Origin of the sequence: Bifidobacterium olomucense, from assembly GCF_012932375.1 — a bacterium.
Taxonomy (GTDB): domain Bacteria; phylum Actinomycetota; class Actinomycetes; order Actinomycetales; family Bifidobacteriaceae; genus Bifidobacterium; species Bifidobacterium olomucense.
This window is the reverse complement of sequence record NZ_JAAIIG010000004.1, coordinates 77,487-95,714: the sequence shown is the minus strand read 5'-3', so window position 1 is coordinate 95,714 and position 18,228 is coordinate 77,487. Positions and strand designations below refer to the sequence as shown.

The following is an 18,228-nucleotide window of genomic DNA, read 5'->3' as shown; positions in this document are numbered from 1 at the left end:
GGCCGTCAACTAGCTCCCCCACCTGGACTCGAACCAAGACAAAGGGTTCCAAAGACCCGTGTGCTGCCATTACACCATGGGGGAGTGGTGGGTCTTACAACCCACAAATATTTATTTATACCATATGTGCCGGATTGAGCAAGACATCATCGGCAAGTCGTGTTGCGCAGAACCGGGAGATGATGTCTCGCCCGGCACGTGAGGTCATGCGAACAGGAAGCCCTGACCGTGATGCTCAGGATACGTATCGAACAGCTCGGCCACCGATCCGTCTTCGAACACGGCACGTATGGCGCTGGCCAGCAGAGGGGCGATCGAGAGCACGGTAAGACCATCCCAACGCTTCTCGTCCGGAATCGGGACGGTGTCCGTGAGCACGACCTCTCGCGCTCCGCAGTTCTTCAATCGTTCGATGGCAGGTCCCGAAAGCACGCCGTGAGTGGCTACCACGGTCACCGACTTGGCTCCGGCGTCTTGAAGCACGTGGCATGCACCGGCGATGGTGCCGGCGGTGTCAATCAAATCATCGACCAGTACACAATCCTTGCCGGCTACGTCACCGACCACGCGGTTTGCGACGGCCTGATTCGGGCGAGTGATGTCACGAGTCTTGTGGACGAAGGCAAGCGGGCCGCCGCCGAGGCGCTGTGCCCATTGTTCCGCGACGCGAATACGTCCGGCATCCGGTGAAACGACTGCCACATTGTCCAGATGTCCCTGGAAACGATCGCGAATGTAATCGACCAGCACCGGCATGGCGATGAGATGGTCTACCGGCCCGTCGAAGAAGCCCTGAGACTGTGCGGCATGCAAATCCACAGACATGATGCGGTCCGCACCGGCGGTCTTAAGCAGATCGAACACCAGACGGCACGAAATAGGCTCACGACCACGATGCTTCTTATCCTGACGGGAATACCCAAGCAACGGGCATACAGCAGTGATGGAACGGGCGGAGGCACGCTTGAGCGCATCAATCATGATGAGCTGTTCCATGATGGCCTTGTTAATAGGCTTGTAGTGGCTTTGCAATACGAATACATCGGCACCGCGCACCGATTCGGTGTACCGCACATACATCTCGCCGTTGGCGAAGTCATACGCTGTGGTTTCCAGGACATCGATGCCAAGTTGATCGGCAACGTCCTGAGCCAGCTTCGGATGAATTCTTCCCGTAACGAGAATGAGGTTTTTATCAGGCTTTCCTTCGAGGATTGCGCTCACCATTACTCCCAACGTGTGGTCTGAACTGCTTTTTCAGTCTAGCTGTGCTTGACGACGGGGAAGTCACGCCCGCGTTGCCGGATGTTCACCGGACGTACCACGAAGCGCGCGATCACGGATGACATATCTTGCACATCCCCGTCTCAGGCCGATATTCGATGAGGATCTCGATGGTATTCGTCTTGCGGTGAACTTCGGTTCAGTGGCCGGCCTTGATCCATTGAGCGATGGATTGCTTGACCGTTTGCGCATAAAGATCGCTGCCGATGGTCGGGTGAATGCCGTCTGAACCAAGTATCTGTGGATTCGCCGTTGCCGCGGCATCCCAGTCCACGAGCAGCACATCGTCCGGATGAGCGGCGGCATAGTCCGCAAGCACCTGATTGGTCGGTGGGATCCAGGTACGATCGCCATGGGCGTTGACCAGTACAAGGACACGATCAGGTCCAATCATGTTGTGGATCTGATCAAGCTGATCGGGGGTAATGGCGGAGTTGGTGGCCAATCCCAGCAGCACCCATTGGCGCAATGTGCCGGCCGTAAGATCGTTGCCGAGTAGTTCGGGGGCTACCATGATCGAACGAGAGACGCTGGCGTCGGTATTGATACCGGGGAACACCGAGGAAAGACCATCGGAAGAAGCCAGCATGACCGAATCTCCGATGGCGGTGATCTGGTCTCCGGTGGGCATCTCATGCTTCGGCTTGGGAGGAGCAGGTACCGCTTTGCGAATCAGTTCATGATTGGCTTTCTGCTGTGCTTCAAGTTGCTGGGCTTGCTGCTCGAGCTGCATTTGCATGGCCGTTTTGTCCGGGGCGTTGACCATGCCCTGTACGGTGCCGAACACGGAGGCTACTACGATCAGGTCAACAATGATTGCGCGCACGATGTGCAGCGCCGTCACATTACGGTAGGGAACAAGCACGAACAATGCAGAATACTTGGCGGCCGGTTTTTCGACCATGATCCAGGAGATGGTCGCGGCCACAGCGGTGAGTGTTGCGGTCATGACCAAAGTCCATGGACCGGCCGTTTTGAAAATCTTTGGAGCCAGCGCACCGGAAAGAATCCACAGCGGCCAATGCCACAGGTAAATGCCGTACGAATACTTGCCGAGAGCAGCCAGCGGCTTGAACACCATAAGGCTTTGCATCCATGAGTCCTGTGAGATTGTGCCGGCGATAAGCAGCACAGAGAGCAGACTGGACAGAAGAATGCCGCCGCGGAACGCGAACGCGTCCTGCTTGCCAAGGATGGCCATGCAAATCAGCGCGATAAGACTAAGAAAAGCGAACAGCGGCGCAACGGCGTACCAGAGATGACGCTCAAGTGAGTTGTGCTGTTGCGCAGTATGCGTACCGAGACTCCGTCGACCGGAACGGGCCATGCGCGTGGCGGGGAAATCGCTGTGCGCATGGTGGCGCTGATCGGCGGTGACCCACCACGCGAGAGCCACACCAAGCATCAGCCCCACGCCGTGAGTGTCGGTGCCGAAATATACTCGGGTCGGATCTGCGCCCGGCACGTAGAGATACCACATGGCTGCGCCGCTGCCGGCCGCAAGCGCCAACGGAATCAATGAGGCAAGATGTGTACGTCGGATCTTCCACATCAGCCATGCAATCAGTGGGATGATCACATAGAACTGCATGAGTACGCCGATGAACCATAGATGGCGGAACACCTGCGGATTCATCTGATCGAAATAGCTCTGCCCGCCCGCAATGGCATACCAGTTATAGCATCCGAGCAACACGGTGATGACCTGATTGCGGATGGAGACCAGCATGTCTTTGTCAAACAGCCACCCGACGGAGACGATTACCGGAATCAGCAACAAAAGTCCCGGGTAGAGCCTGACCGCACGTTTGGGAATATACCGTTCGAGGTTTATCGAACCTTTGGCAGCAAGCGAGCGGAACAGGCTGGCCGCAATAAGGAATCCGGATACGGTGAAGAACATATCGACGCCGTAGAATCCGCCGGGCAGCTGCTGCTGCATGCAGTGATACAGCATGATGCCGATGAGAGCGAATCCTTTAATGCCGTCGAGTCCGATGAACCGTCCATGCGTTGCAGATGCCACTGTTATTCTTCTTACCTCTAAAACCACTCTTTCTCGCATGCATTACAGCAACAGACCACGACAGTTATCGGTGCCGTGGTCTGAACGCATGATTCTCAGAGATTCAATGCTCGGGGAATGAATGTGATGGACTGGGCTTTCGGCCTCTGCTTGAGCTTCTGCCTGACTCCTTCCTGTTTACTGGCTGACAGTCGCGGACCATGGTGCCCTTGACGATCTGAACTTTATTTATGGTATAGGCTGACTCGTTCGTATTTCGGTTCGCAACAGACAGTAATGCCGAGTTTGCGATACAGCGCTTCGTCGGTTGCGGAGATGATAACCGAGAAGAAGGCGTCGGCCCCGCGCAACTGTTCAAGACCGTTGATCACCCGGGCGGCCTCGGGGCTGGTGGCGCTGGTGATTGACAACGCGATTAATGTCTCGTCGGAATGCAGCCGTCGGTTTTCGCTGTTGAGATGCTCTGTTTTCAACCGGCAGATAGGTTCGATGGCATTGTCGTCGATCACCGGAAGCTCGGGGTCTACGTCGGTGACGGCTTTGAGCGCATTCATGAGCAGTGCGCTGGCTGCGCCGAGCAACACTCCGGTTTTGCCGGTGATGACTCGGCCGTCGGACAATACCATCGCTCCGGCAGGTGCGCCGGTGGACGCTTCCTTGTCCAGAGCTGCGGCGCGGGCAGGGGACAGGTTCTCATCCACACCGGCCTTTTTCATAATCGACAGCAGACGTTCGACCTGTTCCTCTCCGGTGCCGCTACGTTTCAAATCCACGCATGCGGTGAAATATCGGCGTACGATCTCAAGTTTCGCGGCTTCGCGGCAAGCCTCATCGTCGCTGATCGCATACCCTGCCATGTTCACGCCCATATCGGTGGGGCTCTGATAGGGGCTCTCGCCCATGATGCGTTCCATCATGGCCTTGAGTACAGGAAACGCCTCGACATCACGGTTGTAATTGACGGTGGTCTCGCCGTGCGCTTCCAGATGGAACGGATCGATGATGTTGGCATCGTCCAAATCCACGGTTGCGGCCTCGTATGCGATGTTGACAGGGTGATTTAGCGGCAAGTTCCAGATCGGGAAGGTCTCGTACTTGGCGTATCCAGCCTGAATACCACGGCGATGCTCATGGTAGAGCTGACTCAGACAGGTGGCAAGCTTGCCGGATCCGGGGCCGGGCGCGGTGACCACGATAAGCGGACGACTGGTTTCAACGTAATCGTTCCGACCGTAGCCATCCTCGGAGACGATGTGTTCGATGTCATGCGGGTAGCCGGCGATCGGGTAATGCAGGTAGCAAGTGACGCCAAGCTGTTCGAGGCGGTGACGGTAGGCGTCGGCGGCCGGCTGCCCGGCGTACTGGGTGAGCACCACGGAACCTACATATAGGCCGTGCGAACGGAAAATATCGATCAGCCGCAATACGTCCTCGTCATAAGGGATGCCGAGATCGCCGCGGGCCTTGCCTTGTTGAATGTGATTGGCGTTGATGGCGATGACGACTTCCACATCGTGCGCCATGGTTTTGAGCATCTGGAATTTCACGTCTGGCTCGAAGCCCGGCAGCACGCGGGAGGCGTGGTAGTCATCGAATAGTTTGCCTCCGAATTCCAAATACAGCTTGCCGCCGAACTGTGCGATGCGCTTTCGAATGTTATCGGACTGCAGCTCAATATACTTCTTGTTGTCGAAGCCCTGACGCATAAGGCGGTATTCCTTTCCGAACATCGTCGTAAACGAAAAAATTATACCGGACGAATCAGTTCTGCCGTGACACATAAAAGCAGGCTGAAACTACAGGGATCGCACCCCTGCATTGCCATTACTCGTTGTCGAAGAAATCGTTATCCACCGCTTTGACTTCGTAAGAGGTTTTCACGCTGACTCCAACGTTGTATTCAATCATCAACTTCGTTAATGTCATACCGTCAATGAGAACGACGCTAAGATTGCTGGAACGCATGCTTACCTCAGCATAACGACGAGCTTCCTCCGAAAAACGTGAAGTTGTGATAAATACACCGCGCTGAGCCCCGTTTTCGACTAGCGCACCCACAAAACCTTGAATATCGGGTCGGCCAACCACATGATCGCTGTTCCAACGTTTGGCTTGAATGTAAACAGAGTCCAAACCGAGCCTATCCAATCTGACTACGCCGTCGATACCTCCGTCTCCACTTTTCTTCGTAACTTCACCGGAGGTCTGCGACAGGTCCCCATATCCAAGACCCAATACCAACTTGGTTACCAAACGCTCGAAGAAATAGGGATCATTTGCCATGATGCGATCAAGCAGCTCTGAGGCAAGCGTTTCATTGAGCTGCTCCGATGCCTTTTCCATCAGGTCTTCTGGAGTCTGATCATCAGAAGTAGCGGTACTAACGTCCTCATGGTTGAATACCGGGGAGCTCTTTACCTCATCATTCTTGTCTTGATACCCTTTTTTCCATGCGATAAATGCCGGCACGGCTTCCAACTGTTCACGAGCGAAACCATCGCAATGCGTGTTCAAGAACGCTTTTCCATCCTCAGTAATCCGATACGATCCTCGCTTCTCAGCGTTTTCGATGAGTTTTGCTTTATGCAAATGGGTTAATCCCCAACCGACACGATTCGAAATACGCAGCTGACCGCTTTTTAGAGTCTCCCCTTGCTCATCCACTGACATATGAAATACGTCGATCACTTTTTCGCGTAGTTCTTTCGCCGTGCGTACTTCACCTCCAGCAAGCTCTTTCATGATAGGGAACAACGTCTGATCCCATGTCGGCATTGTCATAGGCATTCTCCAATTTCCAAAGCAGCGCTTCCGCCCATTCTTGCTCAACATGGCAACGCATGTGCCACATCTCGTCAATAACAACGATTATGCAATAACGTGGCACGCAACGTTGCCACGATTGCTACGTTAAACGTTTCACTGAAGCGTTGGGATCATGGTTCATTATTGCAAATCGTTGAAATAAAGCCATTTCCGGGAAATGAATGCTTATTGGCCAAGGTGTTTAATTTGGTACGACTCGCGTGAAACAGTTATTTGCGGGAGTCGTAGGCAAATCGAAAGCTCCCCACGTCAAAAAGCTCAGAATATTATGCCGCGAACACCACACAAGTCCTCATATAACAGCGATGCCGTTATCCCAGATGGCGTTCCACCTATAGATAACGGCACCAGCTAACGCTCCATCAGAGCATTTCACTCCCATTCGATGGTTGCCGGGGGCTTGCTAGTGCAATCCAGCACCACTCGGTTGATCTGGCGGCATTCGTTGGTGATGCGCGTGGAGATGGTGGCGAGCACGTCGTACGGTACGCGGGCCCAGTCAGCGGTCATGGCGTCTTCCGAGGAAACCGGACGGAGCACGATGGGGGAGCCGTAGGTGCGCTCGTCGCCCTGAACGCCCACAGAATGCACGTCGGCGAGCAGTACGACCGGGCACTGCCAGATGTCACGATCGAGACCGGCCTTGGAAAGCTCTTCGCGGGCGATGGCGTCGGCTTCGCGCAACAGGTCGAGGCGTTCCTTGGTGATTTCGCCGATGATGCGGATGCCGAGGCCCGGACCGGGGAACGGCTGACGCCAGACGATCTCATCGGGCAGGCCGAGCTCGGTGCCGATCGCGCGGACCTCGTCTTTGAACAAGGTTCGCAGCGGTTCGATGAGCTGGAATTTGATGTCCTTAGGCAGACCTCCCACATTGTGGTGGGATTTGATGTTGGCGGCACCGTCGCCGCCGCCGGATTCGACGACGTCGGGGTAGAGCGTGCCCTGCACGAGGAATTTGACTTCCTTGCCGCGCGCGCCGGCTTCCTCAAGCACCTGCTGCTGGGCTTTCTCAAAGGTGCGGATGAACTTCTCGCCGATGATTTTGCGTTTGCGCTCCGGTTCGGAGACACCCTTCAATGCAGTCAGGAAGTCATCGGCCGCGTCCACGGTGATGAGCTTGATGCCGGTGGCGGTCACGAAGTCATGCTTGACCTGTTCGACTTCGCCCTTGCGCAGCAAACCATGGTCCACGAACACGCAGGTGAGCTGGTCGCCGATGGCCTTGTGCACCAAAGCTGCGGCAACAGCGGAATCCACTCCGCCGGACAATCCGCAGATCACCTCGGCGTCGCCGACCTTTTCGCGAATCTTCTTGACTTCGGTTTCGATGATGTTCGAGGCGTTCCAGTCATTGGGCAGCGCGGCGCAACGATGCAGGAAGTTCTCGATGAGCTGCTGACCGAGCGGCGAGTGCTTGACCTCGGGATGCCACTGCACGCCGTAGAGTTTACGGGACTCGTCCGCCATGGCGGCCACCGGTGCGCCTTCGGTGTGGGCGAGCACCTCGAAGCCGGCCGGAGCCTGCTCGACGGCCACGCCGTGGCTCATCCATGTGGTCTGCTCTGCCGGGGAGTCAGCCAGAATAGATGATGCGTCATCTACCACTGCGGAGGTCTTGCCATACTCGCCGAGCGCGGCCTTATCCACCTTGCCGCCAAGCTCGTAGGCCATGACCTGGAATCCGTAGCAGATGCCGAGCACCGGTACGCCGGCTTCGAACACCTTGGCGTCGATGGAAGGGGCGCCTGGTTCAAACACGGATGCCGGTCCGCCGGAGAGAATGATCGCCTTCGGATCCTTGGCTAAGATTTCGTCTACGGGCATGGAATGCGGCACCAATTCCGAGTAGACTCCCGCTTCGCGTACGCGGCGGGCGATGAGTTGGGCGTACTGGGCGCCGAAATCGACGACGAGCACAGGACCATTTGCCATTGATATTCCCCTAACGTTCATGGGATTGTCGAGCTTGCAGTATTCCTGATTATCGCCGGCAAAGCAGACAAGCCCGACACGCGCCGCGAATGTGCGGAATACGCACAAAAAGAGGGCGTTTAGGCTCAACACGCCGATATTAACGCAGTTAAATCGAACGTGGAAAGAGTGGGGATAATGCTGGTTTTCCTTGTATTTCCGCCGTTTATGACCATTGTGCGTCTTTTGGCAATAGTGACAATCGCCTCGCAGAAACGAACAAATAGTGATATTTCGCTAACATTTTCGAACACACCCGCAAGAAATCGTTCAAAAGTCGTGTTGTCCTCGTACCATGACGATTGATTGGGAACGGAAAGCCTTGGTACCGCAAGGAATCGAGGCCCGCGACCGAACAGAAATAATCAATCGCACGATACCGTGCAGGAGTACAGGAGTACACATGACGAGTCCTGTTATTGGCACCCCTTGGAAGAAGCTGAACGCTCCGGTTTCCGAGGAAGCCCTCGAAGGCGTCGACAAGTACTGGCGCGCCGCCAACTACCTCTCCATCGGCCAGATCTACCTGCGTAGCAACCCGCTGATGAAGGAGCCGTTCACCCGCGAAGACGTCAAGCACCGTCTGGTGGGCCACTGGGGCACCACCCCTGGCCTGAACTTCCTCATCGGCCACATCAACCGCTTCATCGCTGATCACGGCCAGAACACCGTGATCATCATGGGCCCGGGCCACGGTGGCCCGGCTGGTACCTCCCAGTCCTACCTGGACGGCACCTACACCGAGACCTTCCCGAAGATCACCAAGGATGAGGCTGGTCTGCAGAAGTTCTTCCGTCAGTTCTCCTACCCGGGCGGCATTCCGTCCCACTTCGCTCCGGAGACCCCGGGCTCCATTCATGAGGGTGGTGAGCTGGGCTACGCTCTGTCCCACGCTTACGGTGCCATCATGGACAACCCGAGCCTGTTCGTCCCGGCCATCGTCGGCGACGGCGAAGCTGAGACCGGCCCGCTGGCTACCGGCTGGCAGTCCAACAAGCTCGTGAACCCGCGCACCGATGGTATCGTGCTGCCGATCCTGCACCTCAACGGCTACAAGATCGCCAACCCGACCATCCTGTCCCGCATTTCCGACGAAGAGCTGCACGAGTTCTTCCACGGCATGGGTTATGAGCCGTACGAGTTCGTCGCCGGCTTCGACGATGAGGACCACATGTCCATCCACCGTCGCTTCGCCGAGCTGTGGGAGACCATCTGGGACGAGATCTGCGACATCAAGGCCACCGCTCAGACCGACAACGTCCACCGTCCGTTCTACCCGATGCTGATCTTCCGCACCCCGAAGGGCTGGACCTGCCCGAAGTACATCGACGGCAAGAAGACCGAGGGTTCCTGGCGCTCTCACCAGGTGCCGCTGGCTTCCGCCCGCGATACCGAGGCCCACTTCGAGGTTCTGAAGAACTGGCTGGAGTCCTACAAGCCGGAGGAGCTGTTCGACGAGAACGGCGCCGTCAAGGACGACGTTCTGGCCTTCATGCCGAAGGGCGAGCTGCGCATCGGTGCCAACCCGAACGCTAACGGCGGCGTGATCCGCAAGGATCTGGATCTGCCGGAGCTCGAGAACTACGAGGTCAAGGAAGTCAAGAAGTACGGCCACGGCTGGGGCCAGCTCGAAGCCACCCGTACTCTGGGCGCCTACACCCGCGACATCATCGCTCGCAACATGCACGACTTCCGTATCTTCGGACCGGATGAGACCGCTTCCAACCGTCTGCAGGCTTCCTACGAGGTCACCAACAAGCAGTGGGATGCCGGCTACATCTCCGACGAGGTCGACGAGCACATGCACGTCTCCGGCCAGGTCGTCGAGCAGCTGTCCGAGCACCAGATGGAAGGCTTCCTTGAGGCTTACCTGCTGACTGGTCGTCACGGCATCTGGAGCTCCTACGAGTCCTTCGTCCACGTGATCGACTCCATGCTGAACCAGCACGCCAAGTGGCTTGAGGCTACCGTCCGCGAGATTCCGTGGCGTAAGCCGATCGCCTCCATGAACCTGCTCGTCTCCTCTCACGTGTGGCGTCAGGATCACAACGGCTTCTCCCACCAGGATCCGGGTGTCACCTCCCTGCTCCTGAACAAGTGCTTCCACAACGATCACGTCATCGGCATCTACTTCGCCACCGACGCGAACATGCTGCTGGCTATCGCCGAGAAGTGCTACAAGTCCACCAACAAGATCAACGCCATCATCGCTGGTAAGCAGCCGGCTGCCACTTGGCTGACCCTGGACGAGGCTCGCGCTGAGCTTGAGAAGGGTGCTGCCGCTTGGGATTGGGCTTCCACTGCCAAGTCCAACGATGAGGCCGAGGTCGTGCTTGCCGCTGCCGGCGATGTCCCGACTCAGGAGATCATGGCCGCTTCCGACAAGCTGAAGGCTATGGGCATCAAGTTCAAGGTCGTCAACGTCGCTGATCTGCTCTCCCTGCAGTCCGCTAAGGAGAACGACGAGGCTCTGACTGACGAGGAGTTCGCCGATATCTTCACCGCTGACAAGCCGGTGCTGTTCGCTTACCACTCCTACGCTCACGACGTGCGCGGCCTGATCTACGATCGCCCGAACCACGACAACTTCAACGTCCACGGCTACGAGGAAGAGGGCTCCACCACTACCCCGTACGACATGGTTCGCGTCAACCGCATCGATCGTTACGAGCTGACTGCTGAGGCTCTGCGCATGATCGACGCTGAGAAGTACGCCGACAAGATCGCTGAGCTTGAGGCCTTCCGTGAGGAAGCCTTCCAGTTCGCTGTCGACAATGGCTACGATCACCCGGATTACACCGACTGGATCTACTCCGGCGTGAACACCGAGGAGAAGGGCGCTGTCACCGCTACCGCCGCTACCGCTGGCGACAACGAGTGATGCACTCTGTGCATAGCGTCTATCAATCTCGATAACGCATAGAGAAGGCCTGGGAGAAAATCCCAGGCCTTTTTGTATTCGCTTTGTCGCACGCGGTACATGAATGCAGCGCATTGGCATACGAATCCATGAACGAATTCGTTACTGTCGGCTCAATCCTTCAGCACACCCCAATGGAGTAAAGCATTGAGCACGCCGTCATGATCGACATCATCGGTGATGTAATCAGCTGCGGCTTTGGGCTCAGCCGTAGCATTACCCATAGCCACGCCTATGCCTGCAAATGCAAGCATGTCGGTATCGTTGCCACCATCGCCGAATGCCATAGTCTGCTCGCGGGCAATACCGTAATGCTTCATGAATCGTTGTATGCCACGCGGTTTGCCGCCATCGGCAGGAATCAGATCGGTGAAATCCGGGTGCCACCGCACTCCACGGATGTTGCTGCAAAGGCCCACCAGTTCCGCTTCCTGTTCGGCGGCGATGAATGGACTGATCTGGAAGGTCTCATGCGTGATTGCACGCGGCATGGGATCGTCGAAGTATCGTGTCGGCGCTGTTTTTCCCAATTTTTTCCATGTGGCCTGCAATCGATCGTTCGAATGATTGAAATATACGTAATCTTTTTCTCCGAAGTTGCATACCACTTCCGGGTGAGCTGCCAACCAGTTGATGATAATACGAATGTCACCGGTATCAATTGCCTGTGAGGCGAAGAAGCCGGTGTTGTCAAAGCAGTACTGTCCGTTGAATGCCACGATGCCGTCGAAAGTCACCGGCATGGTGTCAAGCACGACATTCATTTGCGATGGTGCGCGGCCCGTACAGATGAAAACTTTGATTCCCCCAGCTTGCAGGCGGTGAATGGCCTCGACGGTGGACGCGGGAACGGTATGAGTCACGAAACTGGTAAGCGTGCCGTCAATGTCGAAAAAAACGGCCTTGATGTCATGGTGCGGTTCGTCAATAGTCACGTCTTCCATTGTCGAAGTTCCTCTCGACCTGCCTGTAACGCGTTATTAAACCGTGACGGCAGATGCCATTGTGTACTCGTCATAAAAGACACCTATATGGCATTTGCCCGTTTTTGGCCGCATGACTGGTCTGAGGACGCTACGGTGTTACTCGTCAACAATTTTTGGAGAGAGAGGAAATCCAATGACAACAGCAACCCAGCCGGCGTCCCCGGCCAACAACAACGAACCGGTGCGTGTGAACCACACTTTGCGCAATACGATTATTGCCGTTGTAGTGGTAGCTATTATCGCTGTGGCCGCATTCTTCGGCTATCGCGCTTTCGCCGGCGCCGATGAGGCCGCAGCCAAGGGCAGCAAGGACAATCCGGTCAAGATCGGTGTGGTGGGTGCAACCAACCCGGAATGGGTCAAGTTCAAGCAGAAGGCCGAAGCGGCCGGCATCTATGTAGATATCGTCGACTTCCAGGATTACACTTCCGAAAACCCTGCACTGGATTCCGGCGAATTGGATCTCAACGAATTCCAGCACCTGCTCTATCTCGCTAACTACAATGTGAGCAACAACAAGGATCTTCAACCCATCGGCGGCACTGCCATCTATCCGCTCGGCGTGTATTCCACCAAGGTCAAGAGCATCGACGACATCAAGCAGGGTGACACCGTCACCATTCCGAACGATGAAACCAATCAGGCCCGAGCCATCGGCGTGCTCAAGGCTGCTGGCCTTGTGACCCTTAAGGGCGACTGGACGGCTTTCTCCACTCCGGCCGACATCGACGAAGCCAAGAGCAAAGTCAAGGTGACCCCGTTGAAGGCCGAGCAGGTGGCTACGACATTGAAGGATCCGACTATCGCCGCCGGCGTCATCAACAACGACTATGTAGCTGATGCAGGTCTCGATCCGAAGGATGCCATCTATCAGGACGACGCCGAATCCGAAGAAGCTCGTCCGTACATCAACGTGTGGGTGGCTCGTAAGGCGGACGTGAACAACGAGACCTACAAGAAGCTCGTCGATATCTTCCATGAGAAGGACGTACTTGATGCCCTTCAGGAGAACTCTGGCGGTACGGCGGTCTTCGCCGATAAGTTCAGTGCCAAGGAACTGCAGGGCTTCCTCGCGGATATCGAGAAGGACGCCAAGGCCCAGTAGTGTTTTCGTCGGTAGGTCCGACATACAGTAGCAGTTATATCAATCCATACAGCTAACCGTGCCGGACGGAGGGAAGCATATAGGTTTCCTTCCGTCCGGCATTATGACGTCAGCCAATCAATGACAATACACAGGGAGAACCCATGAGCGACCCCATCATTACGTTCGATCATGTGGTCAAGGAATTCAAAGTCCGCGGACACGCGGGAGGCTTGGCCCGCGCCGTGAATGATGTAAGCCTGACCATCAATCGAGGTGATATTTTCGGCATCATCGGCTATTCAGGTGCCGGCAAATCCACGCTTGTGCGTCTCATCAACGCATTGGAACGCCCCACCAGCGGCTCGGTGCATGTGCTGGACACTGATATCACCGCTTTGAGCGAAGCCAGGCTTAGGCCCATTCGTCAGAAAATCGGCATGATTTTCCAACAGTTCAATCTGTTCTCCACCAAAACCGTAGCGCAGAACATTGCTTATCCGTTGCAACTTGATCATTGGCGCAAGGACTATCAGGACCGTCGTGTAGCAGAACTGCTTGAATTTGTGGGTTTGAGCGAGCATGCGGACAAATATCCCTCGCAATTGTCAGGCGGTCAGAAGCAACGTGTAGGCATCGCGCGAGCGTTGGCCACCAATCCGGAGATACTGCTCGCCGATGAAGCCACCAGTGCTCTCGACCCGGAGACTACCACCGAAGTGCTTGCGCTGCTGAAACGTGTCAACAAGGAATTCGGCATCACCATTGTGCTCATCACCCATCAGATGAACGTGGTCCAACAGATTGCGGACCGTGTAGCGGTGATGAGCGCTGGGCGAGTGGTGGAATCCGGCGATGTATACGACGTGTTTGCCGCCCCGCAGCAGCCGGTCACCAAACGGTTCATTGCCACCGCCCTTTCCGGCCTGCCAGAGGAGAATCGAGTCGAGAGACTGCATAGCGAATGGCCGAACCGTATCGTCACCGTGCTTATACGGCAGAAAGATGTCAGTGATGAACACGGCCGTAAGGTATCGGCTTCCGGCCAGAACATCTCCGGTCTCATTGCCAAGCATGCCATCGCATCCAACCTGCTCTATGGCGGCATCGACACGGTCCGTGGCTCTGCAATCGGTGCCATTACCTATGAGTTCGCCGGTGATGATGCGCAAGTGGATGCATTCCTCGCTGAACTTGCCGAGCATAGTGACGTCATTGATTTCGGTACCGCCCGTCGACCGGTACCGTATAGCGACGCCGTATCCGGATATGCGCCGGAGGAACATGCGACGGTGAATGACCACCATGTTGACGGTAATGACGGTCACCGTACATCTGAAACCACTGAAGGAGCGCAGGCATGATTGTTCTGGCCAATCCGCGTAGCGACTGGAGCGTTTTGAAGCCGCTGCTGTTCCAGTCCATAGGGCAGACGCTGACAATGGTGCTGATCACCTTGGTAATCGGCGGTTTCCTTGGACTGGTACTCGGCGTGATTCTCTACGGCACTCGTCCAGGTAATCTGTTCGAGAACGCCGTAGTCTATCGCGTTCTCGACATCATCGTCAATATCGTGCGACCTATTCCGTTCATTATTTTTCTTGCTGCCATGCAGCCGTTGACGATCGTCGTGGTGGGTACCTCCATCGGCACAGTGGCGGCGATTTTCCCGATGGTGGTCATGTGTACGTTCGCCACTTCTCGATTGGTTGAACAGAATCTGGTGCCTGTTGATTCAGGCATGATCGAAGCAGCCCGGGCAATGGGTGCCAGCAAATTGACCATCATTCGCACAGTGCTTATTCCCGAGGCGCTTGCACCGCTTATCCTGGCCTATGCCTTCTTATTCATCGGCGTACTTGACATGTCCGCCATGGCCGGATATATCGGAGGCGGTGGCCTCGGTAACTTCGCCATCGCGTACGGCTATCAGAAGTTTGATCAGACGGTCACTTGGACGGCGGTCATCATCATGATCGTACTGGTACAGGTGGTGCAGGGCCTCGCCAATGCTATCGCCAAGCGGCTGCTCAAACGCCAGCAATAGTATTGCACAGCGTATAAATGCAATACGATATCGCTTCACCGAGGATCTTCCGTTGAACTGCCGACGGAAGATCCTCGCACAATATGAGCGTATCCATGCACTTTTCATCGGTCTTACTAGAATCGGCAACCATGTGTGAACATATCGATCTCGATCCCGAACTCATCTCCATACGTCATTATCTGCATGCTCATCCAGAGCGCAGTTTCAAAGAATTCGACACCAGTATCTATCTTGCTGATCAACTCAAGGCGCATGGTATCGACGTGTTGCCCAACCCGATGAAAACCGGTGTGGTGGGGCTTATCGAAGGGCAAGATGGGCCAGGCCCACGCATCGGACTGAGAGCTGATATCGACGGCCTGCCTATTGTGGAGGACACTGGTCTTGCCTTCAGCTCGGTGAACCATGGTGTAATGCACGGCTGTGGCCATGATCTGCATATGACCGGACTGCTTGGAGCCGCGTTCTGGCTAGCGGAACACCGCAACGCATTCGCCGGTTCCATCAAAATCCTCTTCCAGCCCAGTGAAGAGACCGGACGGGGAGCGCGTGCGATGATCGACGCCGGTTTGGTGGACGATGTGGAAGCCATCATCGGCACGCATAACAATCCCAATTACGCTCCCGGACAATTGGCTATCGGCGTCGAGCCGATGATGGCCGGATGTGTGAAATTCCGTGTGGATATTCATGCGACCGGTTCGCATGCAGGGTACCCGTACAAGGGCACGAGTCCGATTGAGGCGTTGGCCAGCATGATTCTGAGCCTACAGACCATTGTGAGCCGTAACGTGACTCCATTCCATCCGCTGGTGCTTTCGGTTACCGAAGTGCATGGCGGTGATGTATGGAATGTGGTGCCTGCTGAAGCTGGATTCCAGGGTACGGTGCGGTATTTCCATAAAGAGGACGGCAATCTGGTAGGACGCCGCTTCAAGGAAATCGTAGAACATACTGCGCAGGCCTACGGCATTAGCGCGGATGTGATGTGGGACGATTTTCAGGATCCGTTGGCCTCCGACGCAGGATTGGCTAAGGTTGTGGCAGCGGATGTGCATGATTATGCGCAACTGGAGCCGATTCGTCCATCGATGGCCGGGGAGGACTTCTGCGAGTTCGCCAAGGTGACGTTGCCGGTCTTCGCCTTCGTCGGATCCAACGGTCAGGAAGGCTGCGCCGATTGGCATAGTCCGCATTTTGTGGGATTGGACGAATCGATTCCTACATTTGTGAACTTCTATGTCAATGCCGCTTTGCGAGTGCTGCATGAGCTGAGTTAATGTGCCTTATGGCACGCGTGCGTACGGTTCACGCCGAGACAACGCACTACACTGGGGAATCATGACACAGCTACGCTTTGCACTCGCCCAGATAGATACATGCGTCGGCGCTCTTGATGCCAATGCGGCCAAAGTGCTCGATTTTTCCCGTAAAGCCGCCCAGGGCAACGCTCAAGTGGTGGTTTTTCCGGAAATGACGCTTACTGGATACCCGATTGAGGATTTGGCGCTGCGGCGCACGTTCCGCCAAGCCGCATGGGACAAGGCCAACGAACTGGCCGCACAGCTTCGCGTCGAAGGACTTGGCGAGCTGTTTGTAGTCGTGGGCACGGTGGGCACCGACCATACCACCAGCAAGCCGCGCAACCGTTTGGTGGTGCTGCACGAAGGCGTGGTATGGGCCGGTTACGACAAGCACTTCCTGCCCAACTATGGCGTCTTTGACGAATTCCGTATCTTCAGTGCCGGTGACCGCTCGGTGACATTGGAGATGAATGGCGCTCGCATCGGCGTGGCCGTCTGCGAGGATATCTGGCAGGACGGCGGACCGGTGGCTGACCTCGCTACCAAGAGCATCGACGTGTTGCTGACCATCAATGGGTCACCGTATGAGGAAGGCAAGACTCATACGCGTTTCGAACTTGCTCAGCGACGCGCCGCCGAGGTCAATGCGCCGGTCATCTATCTGAATCAGGTGGGCGGTCAGGACGATCTTGTTTTCGACGGCGGCAGCTTCGTGGTGGACGCCGATGGTGAATTGCTCGAACGTAGTCCCATGTTCATGGAGGATCTCACCTTCTGGGACTTCGACTCGGCTGCCGACCATCAAACCAAGGCGCGGATCGTACCTGAACTCGATAAGGATGAGGAGATCTACACGGCCTGTGTGCTTGGTCTCAAGGACTACATGGCCAAGAACCGCTTCACGGGTGTGACGCTTGGTCTTTCCGGCGGCATCGACTCGGCGCTGGTGGCCGCCATGGCTGCCGACGCATGTGGGGGAGAGAACGTGTGGGGTATCTCCATGCCTTCCATGTATTCTTCGGACGGTTCCAAGGACGATGCCGCTGATCTCGCCGCCAATATCGGTGCCCATTACGAGGTGCAGCCCATCGAACCATTGTTCAACGCCTACCAGAAGCAGTTGAATCTTGAAGGCGTGTCCGCGGAAAACCTTCAGGCTCGTATTCGTGGCGTGATCGTGATGGCCAGCTCGAATTCGCGTGGTCTGCTTGCGGTGGCCACCGGCAATAAGTCCGAGTTGGCTTGTGGCTATTCCACCATTTACGGCGATGCCGTGGGCGGATACGCGCCCATCAAGGATTTGCTCAAAACCCGAGTTTGGGAGGTAAGCCGTTGGCGCAACAAGGCTGCGGCTGCAGGCGTGGGCATCGGCGGCCTCAACATTGTGGGCAATGAAAACGGTTCCTCGGGCGTACCGCTGAAGAGCGGTGTGATGATCCCGGTTTCCTCCATCGAAAAGGCACCTTCCGCAGAACTCCGTCCTGGTCAGAAGGATTCCGACTCGTTGCCCGAGTACGCTCTGCTCGATAAAGTGCTCGCCGCATATATCGAACATGCCCATGGACGTGCTGACCTGCTCGCAGATGGCTTTGACGCGGCTACCGTAGATACGGTGATGCGACTTGTGGATCGCGCCGAATGGAAGCGGCGTCAATATCCGCTTGGGCCAAAGGTCACCGCCCTGGCATTCGGGCGTGACCGTCGTCTGCCGGTGACTAACGCATTCCGCGAATAGTCGTTTTCGCTGCGACTCGCCTTTAGCGCGCGTGCATAA

General features: G+C 56.2%; 12 protein-coding genes and 1 tRNA gene. 6 read left to right on the top strand and 7 right to left on the bottom strand.

From position 1 onward, the window contains the following. Window positions 1-13: 13 nt before the first annotated feature. From G1C97_RS05865 to guaA, 6 genes are all read right to left on the bottom strand, one after another. A tRNA-Gln gene (locus G1C97_RS05865) sits at window positions 14-84 on the bottom strand. Window positions 85-204: 120 nt separating this feature from the next. Further along, window positions 205-1,227: a ribose-phosphate diphosphokinase gene (locus tag G1C97_RS05860; RefSeq protein ID WP_100495979.1), complete on the bottom strand. Its 1,023-nt coding sequence runs from the start codon at window positions 1,225-1,227 to the stop codon at window positions 205-207. A gap of 196 nt (window positions 1,228-1,423) precedes the next feature. Continuing rightward, the gene (locus G1C97_RS05855) at window positions 1,424-3,241 is read right to left on the bottom strand and encodes an acyltransferase family protein (RefSeq protein WP_240951039.1); all 1,818 of its coding nucleotides are present in this window, start codon (window positions 3,239-3,241) and stop codon (window positions 1,424-1,426) included. A 293-nt stretch (window positions 3,242-3,534) separates the two neighbouring features. Then, window positions 3,535-5,016: a DUF1846 domain-containing protein gene (locus G1C97_RS05850; RefSeq protein ID WP_169240972.1), complete on the bottom strand. Its 1,482-nt coding sequence runs from the start codon at window positions 5,014-5,016 to the stop codon at window positions 3,535-3,537. A gap of 118 nt (window positions 5,017-5,134) precedes the next feature. After that, entirely contained in the window at window positions 5,135-6,091 is a 957-nt protein-coding gene (locus G1C97_RS05845) for a restriction endonuclease (RefSeq protein WP_169240971.1), read from the bottom strand. 417 nt (window positions 6,092-6,508) lie between these two features. Beyond that, complete coding sequence (guaA, locus tag G1C97_RS05840; protein WP_169240970.1) at window positions 6,509-8,071, bottom strand: glutamine-hydrolyzing GMP synthase; 1,563 nt, start codon at window positions 8,069-8,071, stop codon at window positions 6,509-6,511. A gap of 442 nt (window positions 8,072-8,513) precedes the next feature. On the opposite strand from guaA, the gene G1C97_RS05835 reads away from it, so the two are divergent. Continuing rightward, window positions 8,514-10,991: a phosphoketolase gene (locus tag G1C97_RS05835; protein WP_100495975.1), complete on the top strand. Its 2,478-nt coding sequence runs from the start codon at window positions 8,514-8,516 to the stop codon at window positions 10,989-10,991. A 152-nt stretch (window positions 10,992-11,143) separates the two neighbouring features. Here G1C97_RS05835 and G1C97_RS05830 read toward each other — a convergent pair whose 3' ends face one another. After that, window positions 11,144-11,974 (bottom strand): Cof-type HAD-IIB family hydrolase, encoded by an 831-nt coding sequence (locus G1C97_RS05830; protein WP_169240969.1) that lies wholly within the window; start codon window positions 11,972-11,974, stop codon window positions 11,144-11,146. Window positions 11,975-12,149: 175 nt separating this feature from the next. Here G1C97_RS05830 and G1C97_RS05825 point away from each other — a divergent pair, with 175 nt between their 5' ends. The 5 genes from G1C97_RS05825 to G1C97_RS05805 all read left to right on the top strand — a co-directional run bounded on the left by G1C97_RS05825 (window position 12,150) and on the right by G1C97_RS05805 (window position 18,189). Beyond that, window positions 12,150-13,121, top strand: coding sequence for a MetQ/NlpA family ABC transporter substrate-binding protein (locus tag G1C97_RS05825; RefSeq protein WP_100495974.1), 972 nt, complete (start codon window positions 12,150-12,152; stop codon window positions 13,119-13,121). A gap of 143 nt (window positions 13,122-13,264) precedes the next feature. Then, window positions 13,265-14,464, top strand: coding sequence for a methionine ABC transporter ATP-binding protein (locus G1C97_RS05820; protein WP_169240968.1), 1,200 nt, complete (start codon window positions 13,265-13,267; stop codon window positions 14,462-14,464). After that, window positions 14,461-15,147, top strand: a complete 687-nt coding sequence (locus tag G1C97_RS05815) for a methionine ABC transporter permease (protein WP_169240967.1) — start codon at window positions 14,461-14,463, stop codon at window positions 15,145-15,147. The genes G1C97_RS05820 and G1C97_RS05815 overlap by 4 nt, the downstream gene beginning before the upstream one ends. A gap of 131 nt (window positions 15,148-15,278) precedes the next feature. Continuing rightward, window positions 15,279-16,430 (top strand): M20 metallopeptidase family protein, encoded by a 1,152-nt coding sequence (locus G1C97_RS05810; RefSeq protein ID WP_169240966.1) that lies wholly within the window; start codon window positions 15,279-15,281, stop codon window positions 16,428-16,430. A 61-nt stretch (window positions 16,431-16,491) separates the two neighbouring features. Then, window positions 16,492-18,189 (top strand): NAD+ synthase, encoded by a 1,698-nt coding sequence (locus tag G1C97_RS05805; protein WP_169240965.1) that lies wholly within the window; start codon window positions 16,492-16,494, stop codon window positions 18,187-18,189. Window positions 18,190-18,228 lie beyond the last annotated feature (39 nt).

Coding starts and splice junctions, on each gene's coding strand:
- G1C97_RS05855 (WP_240951039.1), bottom strand. CDS start 3,241: ATGCTGTATCACTGCATGCAGCAGCAGCTGCCCGGCGGATTCTACGGC.
- guaA (WP_169240970.1), bottom strand. CDS start 8,071: ATGGCAAATGGTCCTGTGCTCGTCGTCGATTTCGGCGCCCAGTACGCC.
- G1C97_RS05860 (WP_100495979.1), bottom strand. CDS start 1,227: ATGGTGAGCGCAATCCTCGAAGGAAAGCCTGATAAAAACCTCATTCTC.
- G1C97_RS05845 (WP_169240971.1), bottom strand. CDS start 6,091: ATGACAATGCCGACATGGGATCAGACGTTGTTCCCTATCATGAAAGAG.
- G1C97_RS05815 (WP_169240967.1), top strand. CDS start 14,461: ATGATTGTTCTGGCCAATCCGCGTAGCGACTGGAGCGTTTTGAAGCCG.
- G1C97_RS05810 (WP_169240966.1), top strand. CDS start 15,279: ATGTGTGAACATATCGATCTCGATCCCGAACTCATCTCCATACGTCAT.
- G1C97_RS05850 (WP_169240972.1), bottom strand. CDS start 5,016: ATGCGTCAGGGCTTCGACAACAAGAAGTATATTGAGCTGCAGTCCGAT.
- G1C97_RS05830 (WP_169240969.1), bottom strand. CDS start 11,974: ATGGAAGACGTGACTATTGACGAACCGCACCATGACATCAAGGCCGTT.
- G1C97_RS05805 (WP_169240965.1), top strand. CDS start 16,492: ATGACACAGCTACGCTTTGCACTCGCCCAGATAGATACATGCGTCGGC.
- G1C97_RS05835 (WP_100495975.1), top strand. CDS start 8,514: ATGACGAGTCCTGTTATTGGCACCCCTTGGAAGAAGCTGAACGCTCCG.
- G1C97_RS05820 (WP_169240968.1), top strand. CDS start 13,265: ATGAGCGACCCCATCATTACGTTCGATCATGTGGTCAAGGAATTCAAA.
- G1C97_RS05825 (WP_100495974.1), top strand. CDS start 12,150: ATGACAACAGCAACCCAGCCGGCGTCCCCGGCCAACAACAACGAACCG.